At 52.7% G+C, this 23,803-nt stretch carries 29 protein-coding genes; 15 read left to right on the top strand and 14 right to left on the bottom strand.

Annotated elements, in window-relative coordinates; all coding sequences use genetic code 11:
- Positions 1-39: 39 nt before the first annotated feature.
- The 6 genes from ACPUC8_RS04190 to ACPUC8_RS04165 all read right to left on the bottom strand — a co-directional run bounded on the left by ACPUC8_RS04190 (position 40) and on the right by ACPUC8_RS04165 (position 5,004).
- On the bottom strand, positions 40-1,557 hold the full coding sequence (locus tag ACPUC8_RS04190) for a hypothetical protein (RefSeq protein WP_494925620.1): 1,518 nt from the start codon (positions 1,555-1,557) through the stop codon (positions 40-42).
- Positions 1,551-2,477: a glycosyltransferase family 2 protein gene (locus ACPUC8_RS04185; protein WP_039330636.1), complete on the bottom strand. Its 927-nt coding sequence runs from the start codon at positions 2,475-2,477 to the stop codon at positions 1,551-1,553. Before ACPUC8_RS04185 ends, ACPUC8_RS04190 begins: the two co-directional genes overlap by 7 nt.
- Positions 2,474-2,833 carry a GtrA family protein gene (locus tag ACPUC8_RS04180; protein WP_058973031.1) on the bottom strand — a complete coding sequence of 120 codons (360 nt, stop codon included), beginning with the start codon at positions 2,831-2,833 and terminating at the stop codon, positions 2,474-2,476. Before ACPUC8_RS04180 ends, ACPUC8_RS04185 begins: the two co-directional genes overlap by 4 nt.
- 210 nt (positions 2,834-3,043) lie before the next feature.
- Entirely contained in the window at positions 3,044-4,300 is a 1,257-nt protein-coding gene (locus tag ACPUC8_RS04175; protein WP_494925619.1) for a mechanosensitive ion channel family protein, read from the bottom strand.
- A gap of 89 nt (positions 4,301-4,389) precedes the next feature.
- Complete coding sequence (locus ACPUC8_RS04170) at positions 4,390-4,785, bottom strand: type II toxin-antitoxin system HicB family antitoxin (protein WP_039330634.1); 396 nt, start codon at positions 4,783-4,785, stop codon at positions 4,390-4,392.
- A 27-nt stretch (positions 4,786-4,812) separates the two neighbouring features.
- Positions 4,813-5,004, bottom strand: a complete 192-nt coding sequence (locus ACPUC8_RS04165; RefSeq protein WP_058973028.1) for a type II toxin-antitoxin system HicA family toxin — start codon at positions 5,002-5,004, stop codon at positions 4,813-4,815.
- A 267-nt stretch (positions 5,005-5,271) separates the two neighbouring features.
- Here ACPUC8_RS04165 and ACPUC8_RS04160 point away from each other — a divergent pair, with 267 nt between their 5' ends.
- Both ACPUC8_RS04160 and ACPUC8_RS04155 read left to right on the top strand, forming a co-directional pair.
- Complete coding sequence (locus ACPUC8_RS04160; protein WP_058973029.1) at positions 5,272-5,469, top strand: DUF6404 family protein; 198 nt, start codon at positions 5,272-5,274, stop codon at positions 5,467-5,469.
- A 99-nt stretch (positions 5,470-5,568) separates the two neighbouring features.
- Complete coding sequence (locus ACPUC8_RS04155) at positions 5,569-5,769, top strand: hypothetical protein (RefSeq protein ID WP_039330628.1); 201 nt, start codon at positions 5,569-5,571, stop codon at positions 5,767-5,769.
- 28 nt (positions 5,770-5,797) lie between these two features.
- On the opposite strand, the gene ACPUC8_RS04150 is transcribed toward ACPUC8_RS04155, so the two are convergent.
- Positions 5,798-6,046 carry a DUF883 family protein gene (locus tag ACPUC8_RS04150; RefSeq protein ID WP_039330626.1) on the bottom strand — a complete coding sequence of 83 codons (249 nt, stop codon included), beginning with the start codon at positions 6,044-6,046 and terminating at the stop codon, positions 5,798-5,800.
- Positions 6,047-6,222: 176 nt separating this feature from the next.
- Between ACPUC8_RS04150 and ACPUC8_RS04145 the strand changes: the two genes are divergently transcribed.
- Positions 6,223-6,429: a DUF2767 family protein gene (locus ACPUC8_RS04145; RefSeq protein WP_034822002.1), complete on the top strand. Its 207-nt coding sequence runs from the start codon at positions 6,223-6,225 to the stop codon at positions 6,427-6,429.
- Positions 6,430-6,434: 5 nt separating this feature from the next.
- Here ACPUC8_RS04145 and ACPUC8_RS04140 read toward each other — a convergent pair whose 3' ends face one another.
- Positions 6,435-6,986, bottom strand: coding sequence for a hypothetical protein (locus tag ACPUC8_RS04140; protein WP_039330617.1), 552 nt, complete (start codon positions 6,984-6,986; stop codon positions 6,435-6,437).
- 60 nt (positions 6,987-7,046) lie between these two features.
- On the bottom strand, positions 7,047-7,379 hold the full coding sequence (locus ACPUC8_RS04135; RefSeq protein WP_058973030.1) for a hypothetical protein: 333 nt from the start codon (positions 7,377-7,379) through the stop codon (positions 7,047-7,049).
- Positions 7,380-7,581: 202 nt separating this feature from the next.
- Here ACPUC8_RS04135 and ACPUC8_RS04130 point away from each other — a divergent pair, with 202 nt between their 5' ends.
- From ACPUC8_RS04130 to ACPUC8_RS04120, 3 genes are all read left to right on the top strand, one after another.
- On the top strand, positions 7,582-7,761 hold the full coding sequence (locus ACPUC8_RS04130) for a hypothetical protein (protein WP_039330614.1): 180 nt from the start codon (positions 7,582-7,584) through the stop codon (positions 7,759-7,761).
- 178 nt (positions 7,762-7,939) lie between these two features.
- Positions 7,940-8,161, top strand: a complete 222-nt coding sequence (locus ACPUC8_RS04125; protein ID WP_039330613.1) for a YgdI/YgdR family lipoprotein — start codon at positions 7,940-7,942, stop codon at positions 8,159-8,161.
- A gap of 132 nt (positions 8,162-8,293) precedes the next feature.
- Complete coding sequence (locus ACPUC8_RS04120) at positions 8,294-8,677, top strand: hypothetical protein (RefSeq protein WP_039330612.1); 384 nt, start codon at positions 8,294-8,296, stop codon at positions 8,675-8,677.
- 18 nt (positions 8,678-8,695) lie between these two features.
- Here ACPUC8_RS04120 and ACPUC8_RS04115 read toward each other — a convergent pair whose 3' ends face one another.
- A complete protein-coding gene (locus tag ACPUC8_RS04115; RefSeq protein WP_039330611.1) occupies positions 8,696-9,358 on the bottom strand; it encodes an MBL fold metallo-hydrolase in 663 nt (220 codons plus the stop codon).
- Positions 9,359-9,381: 23 nt separating this feature from the next.
- On the bottom strand, positions 9,382-10,305 hold the full coding sequence (gene ldcA, locus ACPUC8_RS04110) for a muramoyltetrapeptide carboxypeptidase (RefSeq protein ID WP_039330609.1): 924 nt from the start codon (positions 10,303-10,305) through the stop codon (positions 9,382-9,384).
- Between the two features lie 163 nt (positions 10,306-10,468).
- Between ldcA and emtA the strand changes: the two genes are divergently transcribed.
- A complete protein-coding gene (emtA, locus tag ACPUC8_RS04105; protein WP_072214989.1) occupies positions 10,469-11,098 on the top strand; it encodes a membrane-bound lytic murein transglycosylase EmtA in 630 nt (209 codons plus the stop codon).
- Positions 11,099-11,215: 117 nt separating this feature from the next.
- Here emtA and ACPUC8_RS04100 read toward each other — a convergent pair whose 3' ends face one another.
- Positions 11,216-12,163, bottom strand: coding sequence for a sugar-binding transcriptional regulator (locus tag ACPUC8_RS04100; RefSeq protein ID WP_039330607.1), 948 nt, complete (start codon positions 12,161-12,163; stop codon positions 11,216-11,218).
- 184 nt (positions 12,164-12,347) lie between these two features.
- Between ACPUC8_RS04100 and ACPUC8_RS04095 the strand changes: the two genes are divergently transcribed.
- The 7 genes from ACPUC8_RS04095 (at position 12,348) to ACPUC8_RS04065 (ending at position 19,880) form a co-directional block, all read left to right on the top strand.
- Positions 12,348-13,289 carry a D-ribose ABC transporter substrate-binding protein gene (locus ACPUC8_RS04095; protein ID WP_494925618.1) on the top strand — a complete coding sequence of 314 codons (942 nt, stop codon included), beginning with the start codon at positions 12,348-12,350 and terminating at the stop codon, positions 13,287-13,289.
- Positions 13,290-13,302: 13 nt separating this feature from the next.
- A complete protein-coding gene (locus tag ACPUC8_RS04090; RefSeq protein ID WP_058973914.1) occupies positions 13,303-13,914 on the top strand; it encodes a DUF2291 family protein in 612 nt (203 codons plus the stop codon).
- Complete coding sequence (locus ACPUC8_RS04085; protein WP_283227775.1) at positions 13,914-15,428, top strand: sugar ABC transporter ATP-binding protein; 1,515 nt, start codon at positions 13,914-13,916, stop codon at positions 15,426-15,428. Before ACPUC8_RS04090 ends, ACPUC8_RS04085 begins: the two co-directional genes overlap by 1 nt.
- Before the next feature lie 2 nt (positions 15,429-15,430).
- Entirely contained in the window at positions 15,431-16,531 is a 1,101-nt protein-coding gene (locus ACPUC8_RS04080) for an ABC transporter permease (protein WP_039330605.1), read from the top strand.
- Between the two features lie 91 nt (positions 16,532-16,622).
- A complete protein-coding gene (locus ACPUC8_RS04075; protein ID WP_039330604.1) occupies positions 16,623-17,453 on the top strand; it encodes a transketolase in 831 nt (276 codons plus the stop codon).
- Positions 17,446-18,390 carry a transketolase family protein gene (locus ACPUC8_RS04070; RefSeq protein WP_039330603.1) on the top strand — a complete coding sequence of 315 codons (945 nt, stop codon included), beginning with the start codon at positions 17,446-17,448 and terminating at the stop codon, positions 18,388-18,390. The genes ACPUC8_RS04075 and ACPUC8_RS04070 overlap by 8 nt, the downstream gene beginning before the upstream one ends.
- 2 nt (positions 18,391-18,392) lie before the next feature.
- On the top strand, positions 18,393-19,880 hold the full coding sequence (locus tag ACPUC8_RS04065; protein WP_494925617.1) for an FGGY family carbohydrate kinase: 1,488 nt from the start codon (positions 18,393-18,395) through the stop codon (positions 19,878-19,880).
- 123 nt (positions 19,881-20,003) lie between these two features.
- On the opposite strand, the gene ACPUC8_RS04060 is transcribed toward ACPUC8_RS04065, so the two are convergent.
- Positions 20,004-20,738 (bottom strand): flagellar brake protein, encoded by a 735-nt coding sequence (locus ACPUC8_RS04060; RefSeq protein ID WP_494925616.1) that lies wholly within the window; start codon positions 20,736-20,738, stop codon positions 20,004-20,006.
- 186 nt (positions 20,739-20,924) lie between these two features.
- Between ACPUC8_RS04060 and ACPUC8_RS04055 the strand changes: the two genes are divergently transcribed.
- A complete protein-coding gene (locus ACPUC8_RS04055; protein ID WP_039330600.1) occupies positions 20,925-21,173 on the top strand; it encodes a GlsB/YeaQ/YmgE family stress response membrane protein in 249 nt (82 codons plus the stop codon).
- A gap of 83 nt (positions 21,174-21,256) precedes the next feature.
- On the opposite strand, the gene ACPUC8_RS04050 is transcribed toward ACPUC8_RS04055, so the two are convergent.
- A complete protein-coding gene (locus ACPUC8_RS04050; RefSeq protein WP_039330599.1) occupies positions 21,257-23,353 on the bottom strand; it encodes a TonB-dependent siderophore receptor in 2,097 nt (698 codons plus the stop codon).
- Positions 23,354-23,803: the final 450 nt, after the last annotated feature.

Below are 23,803 nucleotides of genomic sequence, written 5' to 3'. Positions count from 1 at the left end.
GCCAATGGGCTCCCGTTTTTATTTGTCCATTACTTCGAATTAATTAAACGTAATTCTGTGGTTATAGATAAAGAAAGTCATCCCGGCGAAAGTTTTTACTTCATCGGGCTCACCAAGCTGTTGACGAATGGCCGCTACACGTCGGTTAGCTTCACTGTTTGCATCTGACGTCGCAATAGCGGGAATGGATACAAACTGTCTTTCAGGTGATTGCGCAATAAACGCTGGCTGCAACCATGAGCGCAGTGTTTGCCCGCGTGAGCTGGAGAACATGATCTGATAATTATCTTCCCACAGAACGGGGGTGATATGGATTTTGTTATCTGAAAGCCAGTTAACGTTATTGGAGAGCTTCCAGAAATCACCGTAGCCAAAAGTCAGATCGTTTTGCTGCAGGAACGCGATATACGCTCTGGTTTGTGCTTCATGGTCTGCGAAGGGGCCAGTATTTTTATACCAGGAGTAGCCCGAAGAGGCTAAGAATAAGGCTAAGATGCAGCCAATAAACATATTCCCCTTAAAAGATAACCGAAGAGCAACCAGCATCATGACGAAACAAAATGCATTGACAAAGAAGCGTGCACTGCCCTCATAAGGCATATCATAACCGATGATAAACGAGGTTATGATGGCCGCGATACTGAGGAAAGCAAAGAGGGCAATAAAACGTGCCTTTTCACCTTTATTCCAGCAAATTACCATCGCATGAAGAAAGAGAGCCACCCAAAGTATCAGCGACACGGCATAGGCAATACTGTTATCGATAAAGAACAGATTCAATCCACGACCCAGGATATGCACTACCCACTCTGCATTAATGAACCACTGATCCACGGGCACAAGGGTAAAACGTTGCACAGGGATATGTAACCAGCGCGGTACTGCATGAATCATGGTGAAGATAAATGCGATCAGGAAGATTGCCGTGGCCTTTTTACTGATGGTTTTATTCCATGAGAAATAAAAATGAACCAGTAACAGCGGCAAGAAGAAGGTGGCAGCAAACCAGGGATCTGAAACGGCAGACAGTATCGATATCAAGCTATACAGCAGCACCATGCCAGTAGAACGTTTTTGCAAGTTGAAGAAGCAAAGGGTGAAAACCAGTACGCCAAAAAATTGAGTGGAATAATGTGAAAAGGGATGCGCGATAAAACCGCTGACGTAGCAATATGCGGGTAAGCACACAATCAAGATGGGCGCTAATATAAAGGTGTTTTTGCGATTTGCCCCGTTATTGACCGCCGCAATCAGTAATGGAGTAAGGAAAACAAAGAACACCGTGGATAAGGTGAGAGCAAATCGACCATCATCCGACAGCAAGGTAAAGAAGATAAAATTCACCGGATAAACGGTAAAGTACCAGTTGTCTGGGGTCGGGAGCCAGTCACGGAAGATGGAAAACCCCTCATTGAGGAAGGCACGCCAAACAATCGGGCTGTTAGCTACATCAGGCTCATACGGGAAATAACGAAAAGTTAAGAACCATGAGACTGCTAGCGTAAATAGCGTGATGGCTATCCAGGCTATTTTTTGCGAGCGTGGTGCATTTAGCATTTTGTATTCCCTTTAATACTCTTAATTAAGTAACGTGGTCTTTGTTTACTCTCAATGTAAATTCTGCCGATATATTCGCCAAGTACACCGATACCGATCAACTGCACCCCCCCAAGGAAGAGGATGGAAACCAGCAAGGAAGGGTAGCCTGCAACGGGATTTCCCCACACCAATTTATCGATAACCATCCATATGCCATAAATGAATGACAGTGCAGCGACGGTAAAGCCGATGTAAGTCCACATCCGTAGCGGAAACGTTGAGAAACTGGTCAGTCCCTCAAGTGCGAGGTTCCATAATTTCCAGCCATTGAATTTTGTTGTGCCGCTGATGCGTTCTGAACGCGCATATTCAACAATCGCTGTTTCACCTTCCACCCAGCTGAGAAGACCTTTCATAAAAAGGTTTCTTTCCTGTAACTGTTTTATGTTCTCAACGGTTTCGCGCGACAGGAGTCTGAAATCACCCACGTTCTCTTCAATTTTGGGATGGCTAATCTTATTGTGAAGACGATAAAACCATTCCGCTGTTTTACGCTTGAAATTAGTGTCGCTACTTCGGTCACTGCGCTTTGCCAGCACTACCGACCAGCCTTCCTGCCATTTGGCGATCATGTCTGGGATGATTTCAATCGGATCTTGCAAATCGACGTCAATCGGGATCACCGCATCGCCGTTAGCATGTTCAAGCCCAGCCAGCAATGCCGCCTCTTTGCCAAAGTTTCTCACAAAACTGATCGCGTTAACGGCTGAGTCAGCATCTGATAACGCGTTGATAATGCGTTCGGTAGCATCTTTGCTGCCATCATTGATAAAAATTATCTCAATCTCATACTGGCTGAGTTTTTCTTTAACGGCGCGGTAAAAAATAGGTATCGCGTCCTCTTCATTGAAAACAGGGACCACCAGAGAAATTTTCACTTTTTAATCCTGAAAACGATGAAGCGTGAGTAGAAAAAACCGGCCAGCAAACTTAGCAGAGAGAAGAAAATAAGCGTAACCAGCGGGTTGATGGCGAACCGGTCGGCAGCCCGACCCACTCCCAAAGCGAGTGCTCCCATAAAAACGACATAAAGCAGATATCTTAAATGGGTAGCCTGGGTATTGAAGGTCCAGCGGGCATTGGCAAAGAAAGAGAAGGTAACGGCAACGCAAAAAGCGAGGAAATTTGCCAGCGACTGCGGCGAGCCCAAGGCATATAGCAGGCCGAACAGTGCCCAATGTATGAGCGTATTGATCACTCCAATCGAAGAGTATCGCGCAAAAAGTTTTAGCATCATTGACGGTCAGTTAAATCCTGACAATAAATCGATTATTTTTGATTGCTCATCGGTGGCAAAGCTATCGCCGAATATAAGCAACAGTGAAATGAAGATAACAATCAGGGTGTTAATTGGGATAAATCTTACCAGAATTGAGGTAGGGAAAAAACTATCTGACTGGGCTGGTCGAGAAGTAGCAGACGCGGAAGCGCCTGCTAAGTCTGATTAGTGGCCGTCACTGTCATGCGAAAGTGATGATTTTTCCCGCGGCTGCGACAGCCGCCAAAAATCATGGCCAGTCGGATGCTGATACGTTCGCAGTGAGAACTGTGGCAGGATGGCGTAAATATATTCAAAGATCGCTGATTGTGAGTTCTCATAATCGACCCACAGCACCGATGAGGTGAAACAGTACACTTCGACGGGCAACCCTTCAGGTGAGGGCTTCATCGTGCGCACCACCAGGTACATGTCTTTCTTGATGTCATCACGCTGTGCCAGCCAGGCAGTCAGATATTTGCGAAATACCGTTAGGTTGGTCATGCCATTTTCCGCAAACCAGCGATCACCCACCACGCTGCTGTCACGTCCATCCATTAACGCCGACAGCTGTTCGTTCACGCCACGCACCTGACTCATCTGTTGCACCATCTCTTGATCGACAAAGCGAATTGAGGTCTGGTCAAGATGAAAACTGCGCATGATTCGGCGTGCCCCTGAGGCGAACATCGCTTGCCAGTTGGTGTAGGTTTCGGTCAGGAAGTTTTTCGTCGGTATACGCGAAAGCGTGTTATCCCAGTTACGAATGGTGATGGTGTGCAGCGCAATGTCGATCACTTCACCGCTGAGGCCGTTATCGGGCATTTCAATCCAGTCACCCAATTGCAGAACATCATTGGATGACACCTGAATATTTGCCACCAGTGAAAGTAAAGTATGTTGAAACACCAACATCAAGACCGCTGCCACTGCACCCAGACTGGAGATAATGATCACCGGCGATTTATTCGACATGATTGCCAGAATCATGATCGCCGAGATAATGTGCACCAGAATCTTACCGACCTGAATGTAGCCCTTGATGGAGTGGTTTTTACGTTTTGATTTGCGGGAGTAGGAGTTATTAACGATCTCCAGTACTTCGGTAAAGAACAGCGAGAGATAAATAAAGAACAGGATGCCGCAGATGGTTTTTATCGCAATCTGCAAATGTTCGGGCAAATCCGGCATAAACTGCAGCAGATAATAAACCGTGATCACCGGGATAAAGTTGGACAGTTTCTCAGAAAGACGCACATCCTTATCTAACGGTACTTGATTTTTGTGTGCGCTGAAAAACACCTTGCGCACCACTTTCACCAGTAAGAATTTACAGATTAGATGGGTTACCAGACCGGCAATCACTAACAGCAGCAGGCTAAACGGGGTAGATAACAGGGAATTGCCTTCAATAAACTTCTGGATATCACTTAAATAATTCATTTCAACCACAGGCCTGACAACGTTGGCGGGAATTCAAACATATTCCTTCTAGGGACTATAAGCGACGCGTGCGCATTCTGGGTTTCAGCTCACGAATGCGACAGCGCTTTGCGTGCTGCTTCCGCCAGAAAGTGGCTGCGGCTGCTATAACGCGCATCATGACCCACAACACGATCAATCTTCTCGATTAACAGATGAGGCATGGTGATATTGATGCGCTCGGATTTACCGAGGTAGCGCGTGATATCAATCTCCACGTATATCCATATTCCCGGCTGAGGAAGATTGTTCATCCACTGGTTCGAGGGCTCTGGGATCAACAGACCTTTTTCTGCCATTAATTCGAAGTGCGTGTGTAATGCGCTGTGTGCATCGTGCAGCGTCTGCTCCGGGGTGTCACCTGCAAAATAGCACCCGGTTACATCGGGGAAAAAACCGCTTGCGGAGCCATCAGCATCGATTTCTACAAAGGCGGGAAATAGCATAATCTCTCCTGCTGGGTGATGGGGCAATTAGTGCCGATCATTGAGGTTGGCGTCTTTCAGTATCTGCAGCAGGGTGCCTTTCTTAAGGTCCTTTTGCGGATGCGGCACCGTAATAAGGTGGACGAAATCAGGATGTGAGAATTGATGATGGCTACCCTTAATTCTCTCCAGAATCCATCCGTTGCGCTTCAACAGCTTTATCAACTCTGCGCTTTTCATGGCTGTCCTTGAATGGGGATTATACACACGATACACACCTTTGCAATCTGATTGGCACGTCATCGAGCGTGGTGATGGCCACACTAGCCATCTCGTAAAGGGAGTTGAATACCGCAAAGTCTCTCTGTGCGAGTTTGTTTCACGGAAAGTGGAGAGGCTCAGCAACACATTCAGCAAAACTTTGAAACAGTTAACACTCAGGCTTTATCAACCGTGTCTTTTGCCGGTGAAACCGTTATCTTCAGCGCTTCAGATTCTGGAGGTGGTATGCAGGGTGTCATCAAGTTTGTAAAAGGCTGGTTGCTGTTTTCGTTGCTGTGGGGTGTATTCATGTGGTTTATGTCATGGCAAGCACAAGGGGAAGCAATCAGCATGGTGGTGGTGAAGAGCTTGTATGCGGGGCTGATTTATCAGGCACTCATGACCATGGTGGCGCGCTACAAAGCACGGCGTACCCAAGCCTGATTGCTCACATCTGCCCACACAGCTTTGCGTGATATTGACGCTAATTTGCACTCGCTCAGGCAATCTTAGCCGACGAAATCAGAGCGGGCGGTTGAAGAGATGGGTAGCAAATTTATCGTGGCGTGGTTTTTTCTGCTGGTTTCATTCGGCAGCTGTGCACAATTACCGAATATCCCTGTGAACATCACCTTTCACCATGGTCGTCATCTGGATGTGGAAAACAACACGGCTGATGTGGCTGAAACGCCAGACGAGCATATAAAGGAACGGCAGGACGACGTAGGGCACTCTCATTCATGACGGGGCCATGATGGCCCCCGAATTCAGTTTATTTTCTTCCCAAAAGAAAACCGACAATGATGCCAATACTGGCCGCTACAGCGAGACCGGTGGCGGGATTTTCACGTACCGACTTCACCACACAATCTGCGGCATCTTGCACTGCGTAGCTGGCCTGCGCAGGGTAACGACGTGCTGCGCCACGGGCTTGATGTTTACGCGAACCGGTGACCTCACCGATTTTCTCTTCTACTGCACCCGCTGCTTCATTCAATTTTGCTTCCGCTTTTCCAGTCATAATGACTCCCTGATGGTTGTGAATGTTACGTTTCAGCGTAGTCACATAATCTCAGTGCAGCAACTGAGACTCAGACCAGGTTGTAACAGCGGTTTGCAGGATGTGGGAATTCTGTCCAGGCTTGAAGGGTAACCTGCGATGGCTATCACGCCAGCCAAATGGGTCCTGGGGGAACAATGAAACGCGATGTACTGAGTGAAGATGATTACGATGAAGTGTGCCGGGTCATTGGTGATGCCGTCATTGTTCTTTCCGAATGCGGCCATGAAACCAAGCGGGCGGAGATCACCGATTTGTTGCAGCGCACCCGCCATCATCGCGCCCATGATGAACGTGACGAACAACGCATGCTGGAACATGCGATTCGTCTGGTGAAACCATAACGCCATTAAGATTTGCCGCGATAGGCTGGATACCAGGTCACTAAAAAATGGCGCAGATGGTCAAAACACCATTCAGCGTCTTCAGCCTGCTGGCAGTAATAGCGAACCGTGACTTTCTCATAGCGCATATGGCGCTGATGCAGTGGCGACCAGCCCCAATCAAGCACGGCGCGGGCATAGTTCACCAAAGTGCCACTCTGCATATTGTGTTGCTTCTCCTGGCGTCCAAGATAGAGTTCAAAAGCCTGGTCGAGACTTTGCGTCTCTTCACTGCTGCCGCTGGACAGTGCAGGGCGGAAGGCAATGTCAATAAAACCGCAAACACCGTCCTCGCGCTGTTGCCAGTCACAGGCCAGCGTCATAAACACGCCATCCTGCAAATTGACCTCTTCCAGTAAGCGACGCAAATTTTCGGAATGTTCTCCCGCTGCGATCTCATCAATACGTTCGGTTTCTACCGTAAGGTCAAAACCACACGGATTCACCGAACCATCGGCGTTGGTGGTGGCGGGGAAGGGAAACTCGATATAGCCGTTATTATCCAGACTCTTTTCCATGATGCAGGTCCGCAGCGTGAGGAAGCCTGACAATAAACCATCTCGCACTGCTAAGCACGTTTAAGGACACGTCCAGGTAATCATGGTGTTCTGATAAGGGTTAATTAGCCTGAACTGCTTATCGGACAGTCGTTGGGCGGTGAATCCCTCGGAGGTGATGGCAGACGGCACATACTGGAATCGGTCGCTGGAGTGCAGGGTACCGCTTTTAACGGCCACACCATCCCGCGTCACCGTGAAGGCGCTAACTAAATCGAAAATACGCGCTTCCGTATGGCCCATCGACTGCCCATAAATGGTCGACACTTCGCCGGGGCAGTCGACACCTTTCGGCGTTGAACTACAGCCAGCCAGTAAAAATAAGAGGGTAAGTAACGCCGTGATTCGCAACATGATCCTGTCCTGGTTCGTTCCCTGGTTTGCAGTGGCCCATAAATGCACACTGATACGCTGATCATAGCAGGTCTGGCGCCGCTTCCCATTTGTCATTTGCTTAATCGTTAAGCGGTAAGAATGTAAAGGGGTGACTTTGGTAGCAGATAAACGTTATTCTTGCCAGCGTTGCGCATCAGGTAAGCAAAACAAGGGCAAATCTATGAGAGAAGAAGAAGCCAGTTTAATGATTCTTCAACACGCGATCGACAAACTAGAAGCCGACAAGAAAAAGCAGGTAATGAACTGCGTAGCGGCCCTGCAAGAAGTGATGCAACGCTTCGACTCAGAAGCAGCGGGTCTGGCATTAATGCTGGTCGCTGCGCAGGTTGCGGCAGAGTAATCCCCAAGACAAACCTTTCTTCCCACCCGTTTGCGGTGGAAAATCCATGCAATATAGCTGCTGCTCAGTCGATATCGGCTGACGCGCAGCGATTGTGCAAATTCGCATTAGTCTTTCTCCTGGTTCACTTTCCTGTGGGTTGTGCTAAACCTGAGAGTGAATCCAAAAGGAGGATGAGATGAAAAAGACACTGTTATTGATTGGTACTTTTAGCCTCGGCCTAATGCTGGCGGGTTGTGCATCTGACCATGTAATCCATACCACTGACGGGCAAACCATCGTGGCGCAAGGCAAACCGGTGGTAGATGAAGATACCGGCATGATTACTTACAAAGATATTGATGGTAAGCAACAGCAAATAAACCGTAATCAAATCAAGGATATGAATTCGGTGAACTAACGTTTTTTCCTGATTCAATCCTGACTGGCCCGCATCTGGCGGGCCATTAAACGTCACTCTGCGCCATTCTGTGTTACGCTCCTCTCCACAAAATCCCAACAAAATCATCATCTAACCGCAGTGGAGAATCCCATGAAGGCGATAGCGATTGCCGTTGGCTTAGCGGCGTGCCATATCATGCCAGCCTGGAGCGATACCGAATTTCAAATCACCTGTCCTGGACGCGCGACCATGACTGTTTCCCGTGCGGAATACGGCTTAAGCACTCTGATGTGGCCGACGCGTCACTTCCAGATAGCCGCTGGACAACAGCGCACCAGTATAAAAGGTGGGGACAAGGTGGCCATTACGCGTTTTCGTAACGGCGATCAGCTGCTTGTGAACAAGGACAATGGCGATACGTTCTTTGTCTACGCCAATAGCGATAAGCTGCTGCCGTGTAATCGCACGGAAAAACGCGATACGGAGATCCTTTCACTGGAACGCTACGACGACAGCCAACGGCCTAACTCTTAACGGCGCCTCAGCGTTATATCAAATCAGTTGCTGCTGGCGCAGATCCAGCGGCGACTGCTCCGCCTCATCAATCGCCGCCAGCCAGCCGGGCAAGTCCACCTTTGCCCAGGAGAGATGACCGCGCGTGGTACTCATTAGCACCACATCAGGTCGCAGCGCGCGGTAAAGCTCCAGTGACTGTTGCAGCTCCATGGGATTACTTTCCGGGACCAGCACGCTGATCCAACGGTTGTAATCGCAGGTCAGGGTGTCACCTACAAACAGGTAGGTTTGTCCGAGTGGCGAGTGATAGAGAAAACTGCTGCTGCCAGGTGTATGGCCCGGCGTGGGCAGCAGATGAAAATCACCAAAGTGGGCTTCCTGTTGCGTAAAGGTCTCATCAGGTTCGATGATCAGGCTGACGGCACCCAGCGAACGGCTATGGCAATAGAGCGCGCTGTTAAAGCGCTGCTGAATCGCCACCGCGCCGGGGGCGGCTTCATGCGAGTGCGTAAGGTAATGGCGAATCACGCCACCGGCATCATTGAGAAATTCATGATCCAGCGGGTGTTCAACCCGACCAATCAGCAAGTTACCGCGCGGGTGGCGCAGCATGAAGCCATGCATCATCACATCGCTTGCGGTTTCTTCTGCGGGAAATTCCGGCGTGGAGATCCACAAATCTTCGTACAGTGGCTTCAATGTCGGTCTCCTGCGGCAAGACGTTAGCGCAATGTCGGGTGGCCGGTGAAGGCGAGTTGGGCTTCGCCATTTTCAAGCTGTAAGGTGGCACTGGCACCCAGTGGCAGCGTGACGGTATCGGCATCGTGACCAAATGCCAAATCGCTGATCACCGGGATTTGATACTGGTCGCGGATGCGCTGCCACACGGTGGCAAAGTCGAAGCCGTTGTCATAGGCCGACAGGGCAGTACTGGTAAAACTGCCGGTAATAACCGCCTGCTGACGCGCCAAAATACCGCTTTGTTGCAGCTGAATCAGCATGCGTTCGATACGGAAAGGGTGTTCGTTGACATCTTCAATCACCAAAATCCCGCCTTCAATCTGCGGCATCCATGGTGTACCGATCAGCGAACAGATCATCGCCAGATTGCCACCCCAGAGAGTGCCTTGCCAGCGGCCCACATCAGGACTGAGGCTGCGCCAGCCTATATTGACTGTAGGTGATGTCAGCGTTTGCCAAAAGTGCGACAGGGTAAATTCAGATAATGTCTCTGCGCCAAAATTTCCCGCCAGCATCGGTCCACTGAAGGTGATCAATCCAGTTTGCGCCAGTAGGGCGAGCTGGATGGCAGTGAAATCACTGTGACCGCAGAGTGCGATCGGTTGGTTGAGTAAATGACGTTGCAGGCCAACGTAGTCAATCTGGTCAAGTAACCGTGACGCGCCATAGCCGCCGCGCACGGCAAGAACGATATCAGGCAAAGTCTCTAACACGGCCAACTGATTCATATCATTCAGACGCTGTTCATCCTCGCCGGCAAATCGCTGGAAACGGCGCGTAATTGCGGAGAGGTTTTCCAGTTGGTGGCCTTCGGCCGTTAAACGACTTACGGCGCGTTGCGCAGCATCCTGATTATGGCAATAGCCGGAAGGGGCGATCAGACGAATGGAGCGAGAGGCGAGCATAGCGTTCATCCTGATATAAAGTGGCCTGCCGATGATGGCGAAATCCGTTACTGATGTCACGACAGCACAAGGTTTTTTACTTAATTAGGATAAACGGTAATTTTGCATTGCGCTGCGCCAGGTATGATAGCTTGCGCCAATCTTATTGCGGAACCAAAAATTAGTGAAAATTCGCCTACTTATGCTATCAGCGCTGTTGCTGGCTGGCTGTGCCAGCGAGCCGGAAAAAACGGTTGTACCCGAAAAAAATACGCCGTTAACCCAGGCGCCGCCGTCGAAAGTGAATGATGCATGGTCGATGTTTACCGAAGATGCCGCCAGTCATTATGGCGTTGATGAGAAGTTAATCAGCGCCATTATTAGTGTCGAATCGGGTGGGAATCCCACTGTGACCAGCCGTTCCAATGCCGTTGGCTTGATGCAGATTAAGGCGTCGACTGCGGGCCGAGCGGTCTATCGCACTCAAGGGCGTCATGGTCAGCCAACCTCTTCTGAGCTGCGCGATCCGGCGAAGAATATTGATATTGGTGCGGCTTACCTGAAGCTGTTGCAGGACTCCGAGTTGGCAGGAATTCGCAATCCACTGACGCTGCGTTATGCCACGATTGTCTCTTATGCTAACGGGGCGGGGGCACTGCTGCGCACCTTCTCACGTAACCGTGACCGGGCTATTGCCATGATCAACGCCATGACGCCAGATGAGTTTTATCAGCACGTGCAGGATAAACATCCGGCAGCGCAGGCCCCGCGTTACTTGTGGAAAGTCACCACCGCGTACCGCACCATTGGTTAACAGGTCCTGGCGCGCATCAATGCGCACTCTACGAAAGCACACCACACACTGTAGGGTCGCCATTTATGGCGACCAGTCAATCATCGCACGAAAGCAATAACGACCCGCCTGGCCGTATCAATCCACCAACAGCCGCGCCGTGGGGTAATCCACAATCAACACTTTGACGTAGCCGCCACGCAAGGCGCCGCGAATAGCTTGCGCTTTCTCTTTGCCTCCCGCCAGCGCCACCACCTGAGAACACTGTTTCACCTGAGCCAGCTCCATGCCAATCACCGGATCTTCCTCCGCACTTAACACTGGTTTTCCATCCGCATCAAAATAATGCAGGCAGATGTCGCCCACGGCACCGCGTTCCGCTAGCGTGCGTAACATCTCTTGATCGTAATAGTTGCCAGAATTACGCAGCAACGCAGATGGCTCCAGATCGCCAATGCCGACAATCGCTAAGTCCACCTGATCAAATTTCTCCAGCACCACCGCCACGTCGGGGTTCACCGATAGACGTTGACGATCCTGTACTGAATGCTCAATTGACTGCGAAGGCAGCAACCACGCCGGGCAATCCAGCAGCGCAGCCAGATTCTGCGTCAGAATCGTGGCCTGTACGTTGCCGTTTGCACCCACACCGCCCAATAACTGAATCACGCCTTTGCAGGGCGCACTCAGTGGATGCAGGGCATCAACCATCGCGCGAATCGTGCCGCTCCATGACGAAATACCAATCAACTCATCCGCGCGCACACGGGTTTCCAGATAGTGCGCGGCGGCCGAGCCGATGGATTGCTTGATTTGCAACGCCGAAGCCTGATCCGGCACATCCACCACGATCACCTGCGGCAGCTGATACTGCTGCTCAATGGCTTTCTCCAGTTCGGGAAACACATTAGCGGGCGGCACCACGCTGATCTTCACCACGCCTTCTTTCACGCTGCGGTTCAGGATGCGTGAGACAAAGGATTGCGACAGCTTCAGCAAGTGCGCAATGTCGGACTGCTTCATGCCTTCCACATAATAAAGCGTGGCGATTTTCACCATCAGCCGCTGTTCGTCCTGTTTTGCCATGGTTTTTTCTCTCTCTTAAGCTGCCTGGTATTGTTAATCAGCCTGTCATAAATAACAACGCAGAACATTTTGTGATCGTTTTCGCTTTTTCAGGATCGGGTGATGGACGTGCTCGATAAGCCAGCGCATAGTCATTATGCATATAAAATCGCAATTGAATATATATTCAAGCGGAGAAAAATCAATGAAAGCATCTGTCCTGAAAGTTACCCTACTGGCTTCAATGATGTTGGCATCGGCGGCGACACTGGCTGCAGATAAAGGCTTGATCGCCATCATCACTCCCTCACACGACAACCCCTTCTTTAAAGCCGAAGCGGATGGCGCGCAGGAAAAAGCCAAAGCGCTCGGTTACGCCACGCTGGTGGCTTCACACGATGATGACGTGAATAAGCAGAACCAACTGATCGAAACCGCGATTGCGCGTAAAGCCAAAGCGATCATTCTGGATAATGCCGGCGCTGACGCCACCGTGGGTCCGGTACAGAAAGCTAAAGACGCGGGTATCCCGACCTTCCTGATTGACCGTGAGATCAACAAAACCGGCGTCGCCGTGGCGCAGATCGTCTCCAACAACTATCAGGGTGCACAGCTCGGCGCAGAGAAGTTCGCCAAGCTGTTAAAAGGCAAAGGCACCTACGTTGAATTACTGGGGAAAGAGTCTGATACCAATGCGGGCGTGCGTTCTCAGGGCTATCACGACGTGCTGGATGATTATCCAGACATGAAAATGGTGGCTCAGCAGAGTGCCAACTGGAGCCAGACCGAAGCCTTCAGCCGTATGGAAACCATTCTGCAGAAAAACCCCGATATCGTCGGCGTGATTTCTGGCAACGACACCATGGCGCTCGGTGCTGAAGCCGCGCTGAAAGCGGCCGGTAAAACCAACGTCATCGTGGTGGGCTTCGACGGCAGTGATTACACCCGTGATTCCATCCTCAATAAAGGCAACATCAAAGCCACTGTGCTGCAGCCGGGTTGGGCCCAGGCGCAAATGGCCGTTGAGCAGGTGGATTACTACCTGAAAAACGGCAAAGCGCAGAAAGAAGAGAAGCAGCTGATGGACTGCGTGCTGATTGACGACAGCAACGCCTCAAAGCTGAAAAACTTCAACCTGGCGAAATAAGACGGAGGTCGGCATGAAGGGAAAAACAGCTGGCGGGCTAGTGGTTGCGCTGATGACGCTGGTGTTAACCGCCTGCACCGTGGTGGATCTCGATGCTAATGGCAATCCCATCATGCCGAAAGATCCTAACGCGAAACCGGGCTACAGCGATCAAACCCCGCAGCAAATTGCCGAATCCAGTTGGGCCAGTCGCGTGCAACAACCGGCAGAAAAACAGGCACTGAGCTGGGCGGACATGGAAACCAAAAGCCATACCGTGAAAGCCGGCACCAGTGAAAGTGTGTTTGTGCGTGCGGCTGGAACCGTGACGGCGTTTGATAACAGTAACGATCGTGAGCGCAGTTTAACCATGACCATCAACGGCAAGCCGGTTCAGGTGCTGATTGGCCCGGTGCTGCGCAGCAATGCGATTCGTGATGCGGCCGGATTCCGCTTCGAGGAGTTTACCAACCAGGTGCAGTACGCGCAGCTGACCAAAGCGCTGAACCGCCATGCCGTGCAGCAGTTACCTGCGGTAGATGCGAGCTGGGTGGGCAAACCCGTGCAGGCGCTGCTGGCGGTCAGTATGAAACCAAACCAGGTGGATGACGTGGTAGCGATTCAGTTGCAGCAGGGGAATCCATGATGAGCGATGAAATCATCTTGCAGGCGAACCAGATGTCGATGCTGTTCCCTGGCACACTGGCGCTGGATCGGGTGGATTACCGCGTATGGCGCGGCAAAGTGAACGTCATTATCGGTGAAAACGGCGCGGGAAAATCGACGCTGATGAAAATCCTGGCGGGGGTACAGCAACCCACCAGCGGAGAGATGTTCCTTAATGGGCAGAAGGTCACGTTTAGCAGCACGCGTGATGCGGCCCGCCACGGCATCGGTATGGTGCATCAGGAACTTAACCTGTTTGAAAACCTCAGCGTGGCGGAGAATATTTTTCTGGGTCGCGAGATCCAGCGCGGTATCAGCCCGATCAATGAGGCAGAACAGAAGCGTCGTACCGCCGCCTTACTGCAACGTCTCGACCAACCGATTTCGCCGGATGAGACGGTGGGCAACCTGAAAGTCGGCCAGCAGCAGTTGGTCGAAATTGCCAAAGCGCTGGCGGAAAACGCTGACATTCTCATCCTCGACGAACCGACCTCTGCGTTGAGCAAAACCGAAGTCGAAATCCTGTTCCGGGTGATCCGCGAACTGACGCGTCAGGGTGTCTCCATCATCTATATCTCACATCGGCTGGAAGAGCTGATGGCAATTGGCGATGTGATTACCATCCTACGTGATGGCCGTTTTCAGGCGGAGGCCAAGGTCAGCGATATTGATGTGCCGTGGATCGTGCGCGAGATGCTCGGCAGCGAACCGGTCAGTAATTTCCTGCCGCCGAACCGCCAGTTTGGTGCCGCGGTGCTGGAGGCTGAGCACATCACCTGCGTCAGTCCCAATGGCAATACGCTGGTGGACGATGTCAGCTTCAACGTGCGTGCAGGGGAGATCGTCGGCATTTATGGCTTGATGGGTGCCGGGCGTACCGAATTATTTGAGTGCCTGCTCGGCAGCCAGCGCAACTATCTCGGCAAACTGTGGCTGGACAGCAAACCCTTGCCGACGCGCCTGCCTACCGCCGAACGCATCCGCATGGGCATGAGTCTGGTGCCAGAAGACCGCAAGCGGGCGGGCATTTTTCCGGTGTCGTCAGTGGCCAGCAATCTCACCATCGCCAGCCTGTGGCGGCGTTTATCTCACCGTACAGTGATCTCTGAACAGGCAGAGCGCGAGGCCGTCACCAGTACGGTTGGCAATCTGGCGATTAAAATCTCCTCGCCTGATGTCGCCATCAGCGCCTTGAGCGGCGGCAACCAGCAGAAGGTGGTGATTGGTCGCTCTTTGCTCACCAATCCGCGTTTGCTGCTGTTGGATGAACCCAGTCGCGGCATTGACGTGGGGGCCAAAGCCGAGGTGTTCCGCATGATGGTGCGGTTATCAGAGCAGGGCATTGCGGTGGTGTTTTCCACTTCCGATCTGAAAGAAATTATGGCTGTCGCCGATCGCATCCTGGTGATGTCTGGCGGCAAATTAACCGCCGATCTCCCGCGAGCAGAAGCGGAAGAAGCGGCGCTGGTGAAAGCAAGCGCACAAGGATTCTGAACATGAAAAATCAAGGCGCCATGGCGCTCGCGACACCAGGTAAAGCCTTTAACTCACGCGAAGGCTTGATTCTGCTGCTGCTCAAACTGCGTACCTTTATCGCGCTGTTTCTGATTGTTGGCTTCTTTGCCATCACGGTGCCGGATTTCCTCGCGGTGGGTAGCATGGTGATCATGGTGAAACATATCGCCATCAATGCCTTTCTGGCGCTGGGCATCACTTTTGTCATCATCACCGCCGGAATTGATCTTTCGATCGGAGCGACACTCGGGCTGTGCGGCATGATTGCCGGTTGGCTGATTACCAAAGGGATTGTCCTGCCGATGTTTGGCATCGCCATTTTCCCCAGTGTCTGGGTGATTGTGCCGCTGGTGTTAGTGATTGGTGGGCTGATTGGTGCGGTCAACGGCTGGATTATCACCAAATACAATGTGGCACCGTTTATCTGCACGCTGGGCACCATGTACATCCTGCGTGGTGCGGCGATGCTGACTTCTGGCGGTGAGACTTTCCCGGGCTTGCAGGGCAATCAGTTACTTGGCAATACCGGCTTTGACAAAATTGGCGCGGGCTATTTTCTCGGCCTGCCGTGGGCCATCTGGATGATGGTGGTGCTGGCGCTGGTGATTGCTTATGTCGCACGGCGCTTGCCTTTTGGTCGCCAGGTGTATGCGATTGGTGACAACGAGCGGGCGGCTGAACTTTCGGGCGTCAAAGTGAAGTCGGTGAAAATCTGGGTCTACACCATCTCCGGTTTCTGCGCTGCCATTGCCGGCATCGTGGTCTCTTCACAACTTGTGGCCAGCCATCCGGCTAACGGCACCTCGTTTGAAATGAACGCCATCGCTGCGGTGGTACTGGGAGGCACTTCACTCGCAGGCGGTCGCGGCACCATCTTAGGTACACTGGTGGGGGCATTCGTCATCGGGTTCCTTGCCGACGGGTTGATCATGATGGGCGTCAGTGAATTCTGGCAGATGGTGATCAAGGGCATCGTGATCATTGTGGCGGTGATCATCGACCAAATGCAGAGCCGTATGCAGCAGAAGGCCGCCGTTGTAGCGCAAAAGGCGCTGATCGAGGAGGCTGATACCAAAGGTTAATCGGTTGGGAGCGAGCCACACTTGCTTGCTCCCTCTTTTTTTATCCAGATTGAATATATATTCAATAACGCTTGAAAATTCAGAGGTGTCTATGAATCCTTTCAAATATTCGGTAGCCGATCTGGCAGCGAAAGCGCGAGCCGTACGCCGCCGTATTATCCAGCTTAATGCGGGTAGCCCGGCAGGCGGCCACACCGGGGCCGATCTCTCTCAGGTAGAGATCCTCACCGCACTCTATTTCCGCATTCTCAACTGCGCGCCGGATCGCACTAACGATCCGCAGCGCGACATCTATATCCAGTCGAAAGGTCATGCGGTGGGCGGCTATTACTGCGTGCTGGCTGAGGCGGGCTATTTCCCAACCGAGTGGCTGCCGACGTATCAGCACTCTGACTCACATCTGCCTGGCCATCCGGTACGGCAGAAAACGCCAGGCGTGGAGTTAAACACCGGCGCGCTCGGGCATGGCTTACCGGTTGCGGTGGGCATTGCGCTGGCGGCGAAGAAGGACAACAGCAATCGCCGTATTTTTGTGGTGACGGGCGACGGTGAACTGGCAGAGGGCAGTAACTGGGAAGCCGCACTGGTGGCGGCGCATTACGGCCTCGATAACCTGGTGATCATCAACGACAAGAACAAGCTGCAACTGGCGGGCCATACGCGCGACATCATGAATACCGATCCGCTACCGGATAAATGGCGTGCCTTTGGTTTAGAGGTCACCGAATGCAACGGTAACGATATGGCATCGGTGGTGGAAACCATAGAGAGCCTGCCACGCAATGGCAAGCCGCAGGTGATTGTGGCGCATACCGAGAAGGGCTTTGGCATCTCCTTTATTCAAGGCAAGCCGGAGTGGCATCACCGTGTACCTAAAGGGGAAGAGATCGCATTGGCACTGGAGGAATTGAAAGATGAGTAATGCAAAACATCTGGCGACGGTGATGGTGGAAGCCTTTATCGATGCGGTGAATCGGGGTGTCGATTTAGTCCCGGTGGTGGCAGATTCCACCTCAACCGCCAAAATTGCGCCTTTTATCAAGGCATTCCCCGATCGACTGATCAACGTTGGCATCGCTGAGCAAACCCTGGTCGGCACGGCGGCAGGCCTGGCGATTGGTGGCAAAGTGGCGGTGACCTGCAACGCCGCACCTTTCCTGATTTCCCGTGCGAATGAGCAGGTCAAAGTCGATGTTTGCTACAACAACACCAACGTCAAACTGTTTGGCCTGAATGCCGGTGCCAGCTATGGTCCGCTGGCCAGTACCCACCACAGTATTGATGACATTGCGGTGATGCGCGGCTTCGGCAATATCGAAATTTATGCACCATCCTGTCCGCTAGAGTGCCGGCAAATCATCGAGTACGCCCTGGCACACGTTGGGCCGGTCTATATCCGTCTGGATGGTAAAGACCTGCCGCAACTGCACGATGAAAACTACCAGTTCCGTCCAGGACAAATTGATGTTCTGCGCGAAGGCAAAGAGATTGCGCTGGTGGCGATGGGTTCGACGGTACACGAGGTGGTTGAGGCTGCAGAGCAGCTTAAAGAGCAGGGCATCAACGCAGGTGTGATCGCCATTCCATCGATTCGCCCTTGTGATACCCAACGGCTGCGAGAGCTGCTAAATCATTACTCCGCGGTGATAACCGTAGAAGAGCATAACGTTAACGGTGGTGTCGGTAGCCTGGTGGCCGAAGTGCTGGCGGAAGGTGGCTGTGGTATTCCGTTGCAGCGTTTGGGCATCCCGGATGGGCAGTATGCGATAGCGGGCGATCGCGCCTCGACGCGGGCGCATCACGGAATTGATGCCGCCAGCGTAGTGAATAGCGCAGTGGGCATGGTGGCAGGAGCATAAACATGGCGGGACCGTTAATACTGGCAATTGATGAAGGTACCACCAACGCCAAAGCGATTGCGGTGAATGGTGCAGGTCAGGTAGTGGCACGTGGCAGCCAGCCGTTAACGCTGGCGCACCCGCAGCCGGGTCTGGCGGAGCAAGATCCGCGAGCCATCTGGCATGCCGTAAAACAGGCGATTGAAAGTTGTCTGGCTCAGTGTGCCGGGGCGGAGGTGGCGGCTGTAGCCATCAGCAACCAGCGCGAATCGGTGCTGATTTGGCAGCGTGCGGATGGGCAGTCGCTGACACCGCTGGTGAGTTGGCAAGATCGCCGCTCCGAAGCGTTTTGCCGCGATCTGCGCGTCGCGGGCAAAGCACCGCGCATTACCGGTCTAACCGGGTTAGCGGTCGACCCGATGTTCCCGGCAGGAAAACTTACCGGCATGTTGGCGACATTGCCCGATGGCCTGGCGCGTGCACAAGCCGGTGAACTGTGTATCGGCACGGTAGACAGCTGGTTGAGCTGGCAATTAAGCGGTGGTGAATCCTTTGTCACCGACCATGCCAACGCCGCGCGCACCCAACTTTATAACCTGCACAGCGGCGATTGGGATGATGAACTGCTCGCGCTGTTCCATATCCCACGGGCGGCACTGCCGCAGATTGTGCCTTCCGCGAGTGCGCAGGGTGTGGTGACGGTTAATGATATTGCGGGTCTGAAACCCGGCACGCCGATTTTGTCGCGAATTGGCGATTCTCACGCTGCTTTGCAGGCACAGCGCAGTGCCGGTGAAGAAGTGGTGAAGGCCACCTACGGCACGGGTTCGTCGTTAATGATGTCGATGGCCACGCCACTGCTGACGGAAAACGGCCTGAGTACCACGGTGGCATGGCACGATGGCACCTTGCGCTATGCGTTTGAGGGCAATATTACTCACACCGGTTCAGGGGCGGCGTGGCTGGGGCGTATGCTCGGTATCAGCGATCCGCGTGAGCTGACGGCAATGGCACAGCGCAGTGAGCACAATCAGGGGATCTATTTTGTGCCAGCGCTGTCTGGCTTGGGCGCACCCTGGTGGGATTTAAAGGCGCGTGGCATGGTGTGTGGATTGACCGATGCCGCCACGCCCGAAGTGCTGGCGCGGGTGGCGCTCGAATCCATCACGTTCCAGATTGCCGATGTGTTTTTCGCCATGGAGCAGGCCAGCGGTGTGCAGCTCCCGGCGCTGTGTGTCGACGGCACCGCCACCGAGAACGGTTGGCTGATGCAGTTGCAGGCCGATGTGTTACAGCGTCCGCTGAAACGTGTTCCCACAGCCGAAGTCTCAGCGCTGGGGGCAGCCTTACTGGCCGGGCGTTTGTTAGGCTGGTGGCAGCAGGGCAGTGAAATGCAGGCATTGCAAGGAGGTTCGGTGATTGAACCGCGAACAGAACGGGCGGTCATGATGCAGGAAACTTATCGCGGTTGGCTGGATGCGGTGGCGCGATGCCGTTATCAGCCTCACTGAAGGACGAAGAACCCAAGTGCGCACCCTACGAAAACCGCGTTCGATCGTCGTAGGGTTGCCATTTACGGCGACTGTAAGGCGCTTAACTGACGAGCATGACGCCATTTAAGCGACCTTTGCCCATCACTGAAAACGATTCGCCTTATCCCGCGCCAGACGCTCCAGCGCAAAGATAACCTGTTGTAACTGACGCTCCTGCACCGGTTCAATAGTGGTAAAGCGGAAGCTCAAACGGGGTGTGGTGCGGGTTTCATTTTTGCTGGTGATGGTGCTGCGTTCACCGATGTGCAGCAGCTGTGCGGTGACCTCGAAATGGCCATATTCACCCAGCTCCACGCGCAGTTTTTTAAAGGTATCTCCACGATTCAAGCCTTCTGGCAGCGCTCCATCCAGCAGCACACCTGCGCCGCCCAGCGACAGATCCTGTAAACGGAAGCGCGCTTTGCTGCCATCTGGCCATTCACTGTGGCAATAGAACACCGGTTCCATTGGAGCATTCACGCGGAAGAATTCACGGCGTTGTATTTGCCACAGCAGTTCCGGAAGGGGAGCGGAGAAAGCAGGTAAGCCTTCGAACTCGACACGTTGTAATCCCGTCAGGCCAAATTCCACTTTGGCTCCTTGGGTTTCGGCGGCGATATTTAATTCGCCACCCTGTAAGGCTAAATCATTATCCAGCGCATTGCTGCCAAGATCGAAGATCACCTGGTCTTCGTCGGCAGCCAGTAAGCGGCTAATAAACTGTCCGCGCGCAAAGCTCACCATCAGCGGGGTCTGGTAACGTAGCAAGTCCTTCATTACGTTCAATACTGCCAGCGTGCCTCGTTTGAGGTATTGTTCTTTATCGGCGTCTTTCACGTCCTGCTCCACTTATCCGATTGTTATTATCACGAGTGCCAATGCTACCGATTTGTTATCGGCCTGGCCTAAAAAAGCTTTAGCGTGCTAACGATTATTTTACCGTTGCGCTCCCCCGGCACAATGAAAATTCCAGGCTATACTAATCGCAGTGAACACCTTGATTCATAACGTAAGGAGCAGTAAATGGGTATTCTTTCATGGATTATTTTTGGTTTGATTGCCGGGATTATCGCTAAGTGGATCATGCCGGGTAAAGATGGCGGCGGATTTATCATCACTGTGGTGTTGGGTATCGTCGGTGCGGTCGTCGGCGGCTGGATCAGTACCCTGTTTGGCTTCGGTAAAGTTGACGGTTTCAACTTTGGCAGCTTCGTGGTGGCGGTAATTGGTGCCATTGTGGTGTTGTGGATTTACCGCAAAGTGCGTGCCTGATAACACGCGTTGATTTAAAGAAAACCGCACCTCATGGGGTGCGGTTTTTTTATGCGCGGGAGGCCTTTAGGCCTCCCGTCTTATCAGAAATCATAACCCACTGTCGCCATCACCGTACGCTCTGCACCGCGATAACAGTATCCAGTGCCATAACAGGCGGTAAGATACTTTTTATCGGTCAGGTTATTGGCATTCACCTGCAACCACGCGCCTTTCAGCTGTGAATTCCAGGCACCCAGATCGGCACGCACCGAGGCATCAAACAGCGTCACTGACGGCAAACGGGTGGTGTTTTCATTATCCGCCCACTGCTTACCGATGTAACGCACACCGGCACCGGCACTCAAGCCGTAATCGAACTGATAATGTCCCCAGAAGGACGCCATGCTATTGGGGGTGACATACGGAGTATGACCTTCGTTACCATCCACCGAGTCTTTGAAGCGCAGGTGGTTGAGGGTGTAACCCGCGATGGTGCTCAGGCGCGGTGTCAGCTGATTACGCGCTTCCAGCTCAATTCCCTGCGAATGCACTTTGCCAGAAGGGGTGAAGGTACTGTCGATGACGTTGCGGTTGGCGACATCATTCTGCGTCAAGTCATACAACGCAATTGAATACATATCGCGCGTGCCAACCGGCTGGTATTTCACGCCGGCCTCATACTGTTCCGAGGTGGTGGGTTTCAGCTGATTGCCGTACGGGTCAGTGAGTGAGGCGGGAGTGATCGCCTGACTCCAACTGACATAAGGCGAGATGCCACTGTCGAAGGCGTACAGCAGTGCAGCACGACCGCTGATATGGTCATCCTGGCGGCGACTGGTGCCATTATTCGACACGATGCGATCATAGCGGCCAGAGAGATCCAAATGCCAGCGATCCAGCTGTAACTCATCCTGCAGATAAATCCCGGTTTGATAGTAGCGGCGGGTCGATTCTGTCCAGCTGTAATCCGGCATGGTGCCAACAGCTTCGCCCGTCCATGGATTCAGTGAGCTGGCGTAGCCGCTGGCGTTGCTGAGATCGTTCTTATATCGGTGGTACTCCGCACCTAAAATCACACGGTGCTGCACTGCACCGGTGGAAAAATCGGCCTGCAGGCGGTTGTCGTTGGCCCAGGCGCTGAGTGATGATCGTTCGCCAGAATAGTAACGCGTCAGCAAATCGGGGTTGGTGGCATCCCAACCAATCTGATACACCTGATCGAGATCGACATTCGAGTGGCTATAGCTGGCGGTGGAGTAGAACGACCACACATCATTAAAGCGGTGTGAGAAGTCGTAGCTGTAGATCTGTTCATTACGTTTGAACTGATCCAGCGCACTGTCGCCTTCATAGAAGCTGTCACTCAGTTTACGGCCATTGTGGCTATAAAGCGTCCCTTCTGCAGGTACGGAACCGTGATACCCACCGGAAGGATCTTTTTGCAGATAGGCGCGCAGCACCAGGTTGGTGTCTTCACTCGGCTGCCACATCAGCTGCGGTGAAATGGCGTATTTTTCTTCGCGGGTATGGTCATATTGGGTATCACTGTTGCGCGTGATGCCGGTCAGACGAAATGCCCACTGATCGTTGATGGCGTTGGTGTAATCAAACGCGGCGCTGTTGGTGGCATTGGTGCCAGTCGACAGGCGGAAGTGACCCTCCTCGGCAAACTGCGGGCGCTTGCTGACCAGATTTACCAATCCACCCGGTACAGTCTGGCCGTACAGCGCGGAGGAGGGGCCTTTAATCACGTCCACGCGGTCCAGGAACCAGTTATCGACCTGCAGGATATTAAAGCTGCCGCCATCGCTCATGATGCGCAGGCCATCAAGGAAGGTGTTATCCACATCGCCGCCGTGGAAGCCGCGTAAAGCGATAGTGTCGTAACGCGTTGCCGCACCACCGAAGTTGGTAAACACGCCAGGGGTGTAGTTGAGCGCCTGGTTAAGATCCTGGGCACCCTGGTCTTCCATTTGCTGTCGCGTTACCACTGAAATCGACTGTGGCGTGGTGATTAAGGGCTGATCGGTTTTGCTGCTGCCGCTACTGCGTGTGGCGAGATAACCTTGTGTCGGTGAGTTGGCGCTCTCTTGCGGTTGTGCCGTTACCACGATGGACTCTTCAGCGAAGGTGGCTCCAGGCAGGGCTAAAGCCAGCGCACACAGCACGCGGCCACGATTGAGGGTAAAAAGCGACATCAGAAATCCTTTAACTGAAAGCAGGCAAAATGGCAGCACATGTAAAAGCACCACCTCAAATGTGAGAATAAGAGTCGATATTAGAGTGATAATTATTATCTTTTAGTAGGCTGTGTTTCAAGATGTAAATTTGAGATAGATGAGGTGTGAGAAAATCTCACAAGGTGGGCGGAAGTTGGGGGATTAACTGACTGGCTTTCTGCTAGTGCGCATGAATGCACACCCCAGAAATCCGTATCCTTGCTTGTCGGGCCGCCAATTATGGCAAATTACTCGTCAGTTAAGCGACTGACGATAACGCCGTCTGGGGTCGCACCGGGGCTGGCGGTCCTCGCGCCGCTACGCGGTGCCTTCACTTCACTCGTCTGCCTTAACGGACCGGTGCCGATGGACTGAACCCATAATGTTGGACTGTAAAACGACATAATGGGGATAAATCATGAAGCCCAA

This window comes from Pantoea sp. CFCC18177 (assembly GCF_059412425.1).
The sequence above is the reverse complement of the archived record's forward strand: the minus strand, read 5'-3'. Positions and strand labels throughout refer to the sequence as shown.

Coding starts and splice junctions, on each gene's coding strand:
- ACPUC8_RS04190 (WP_494925620.1), bottom strand. CDS start 1,557: ATGCTAAATGCACCACGCTCGCAAAAAATAGCCTGGATAGCCATCACG.
- ACPUC8_RS04180 (WP_058973031.1), bottom strand. CDS start 2,833: ATGCTAAAACTTTTTGCGCGATACTCTTCGATTGGAGTGATCAATACG.
- ACPUC8_RS04175 (WP_494925619.1), bottom strand. CDS start 4,300: ATGAATTATTTAAGTGATATCCAGAAGTTTATTGAAGGCAATTCCCTG.
- ACPUC8_RS04170 (WP_039330634.1), bottom strand. CDS start 4,785: ATGCTATTTCCCGCCTTTGTAGAAATCGATGCTGATGGCTCCGCAAGC.
- ACPUC8_RS04165 (WP_058973028.1), bottom strand. CDS start 5,004: ATGAAAAGCGCAGAGTTGATAAAGCTGTTGAAGCGCAACGGATGGATT.
- ACPUC8_RS04160 (WP_058973029.1), top strand. CDS start 5,272: ATGCAGGGTGTCATCAAGTTTGTAAAAGGCTGGTTGCTGTTTTCGTTG.
- ACPUC8_RS04155 (WP_039330628.1), top strand. CDS start 5,569: ATGGGTAGCAAATTTATCGTGGCGTGGTTTTTTCTGCTGGTTTCATTC.
- ACPUC8_RS04150 (WP_039330626.1), bottom strand. CDS start 6,046: ATGACTGGAAAAGCGGAAGCAAAATTGAATGAAGCAGCGGGTGCAGTA.
- ACPUC8_RS04145 (WP_034822002.1), top strand. CDS start 6,223: ATGAAACGCGATGTACTGAGTGAAGATGATTACGATGAAGTGTGCCGG.
- ACPUC8_RS04140 (WP_039330617.1), bottom strand. CDS start 6,986: ATGGAAAAGAGTCTGGATAATAACGGCTATATCGAGTTTCCCTTCCCC.
- ACPUC8_RS04135 (WP_058973030.1), bottom strand. CDS start 7,379: ATGTTGCGAATCACGGCGTTACTTACCCTCTTATTTTTACTGGCTGGC.
- ACPUC8_RS04130 (WP_039330614.1), top strand. CDS start 7,582: ATGAGAGAAGAAGAAGCCAGTTTAATGATTCTTCAACACGCGATCGAC.
- ACPUC8_RS04125 (WP_039330613.1), top strand. CDS start 7,940: ATGAAAAAGACACTGTTATTGATTGGTACTTTTAGCCTCGGCCTAATG.
- ACPUC8_RS04120 (WP_039330612.1), top strand. CDS start 8,294: ATGAAGGCGATAGCGATTGCCGTTGGCTTAGCGGCGTGCCATATCATG.
- ldcA (WP_039330609.1), bottom strand. CDS start 10,305: ATGCTCGCCTCTCGCTCCATTCGTCTGATCGCCCCTTCCGGCTATTGC.
- ACPUC8_RS04100 (WP_039330607.1), bottom strand. CDS start 12,163: ATGGCAAAACAGGACGAACAGCGGCTGATGGTGAAAATCGCCACGCTT.
- ACPUC8_RS04095 (WP_494925618.1), top strand. CDS start 12,348: ATGAAAGCATCTGTCCTGAAAGTTACCCTACTGGCTTCAATGATGTTG.
- ACPUC8_RS04090 (WP_058973914.1), top strand. CDS start 13,303: ATGAAGGGAAAAACAGCTGGCGGGCTAGTGGTTGCGCTGATGACGCTG.
- ACPUC8_RS04085 (WP_283227775.1), top strand. CDS start 13,914: ATGAGCGATGAAATCATCTTGCAGGCGAACCAGATGTCGATGCTGTTC.
- ACPUC8_RS04080 (WP_039330605.1), top strand. CDS start 15,431: ATGAAAAATCAAGGCGCCATGGCGCTCGCGACACCAGGTAAAGCCTTT.
- ACPUC8_RS04075 (WP_039330604.1), top strand. CDS start 16,623: ATGAATCCTTTCAAATATTCGGTAGCCGATCTGGCAGCGAAAGCGCGA.
- ACPUC8_RS04070 (WP_039330603.1), top strand. CDS start 17,446: ATGAGTAATGCAAAACATCTGGCGACGGTGATGGTGGAAGCCTTTATC.
- ACPUC8_RS04065 (WP_494925617.1), top strand. CDS start 18,393: ATGGCGGGACCGTTAATACTGGCAATTGATGAAGGTACCACCAACGCC.
- ACPUC8_RS04055 (WP_039330600.1), top strand. CDS start 20,925: ATGGGTATTCTTTCATGGATTATTTTTGGTTTGATTGCCGGGATTATC.
- ACPUC8_RS04050 (WP_039330599.1), bottom strand. CDS start 23,353: ATGTCGCTTTTTACCCTCAATCGTGGCCGCGTGCTGTGTGCGCTGGCT.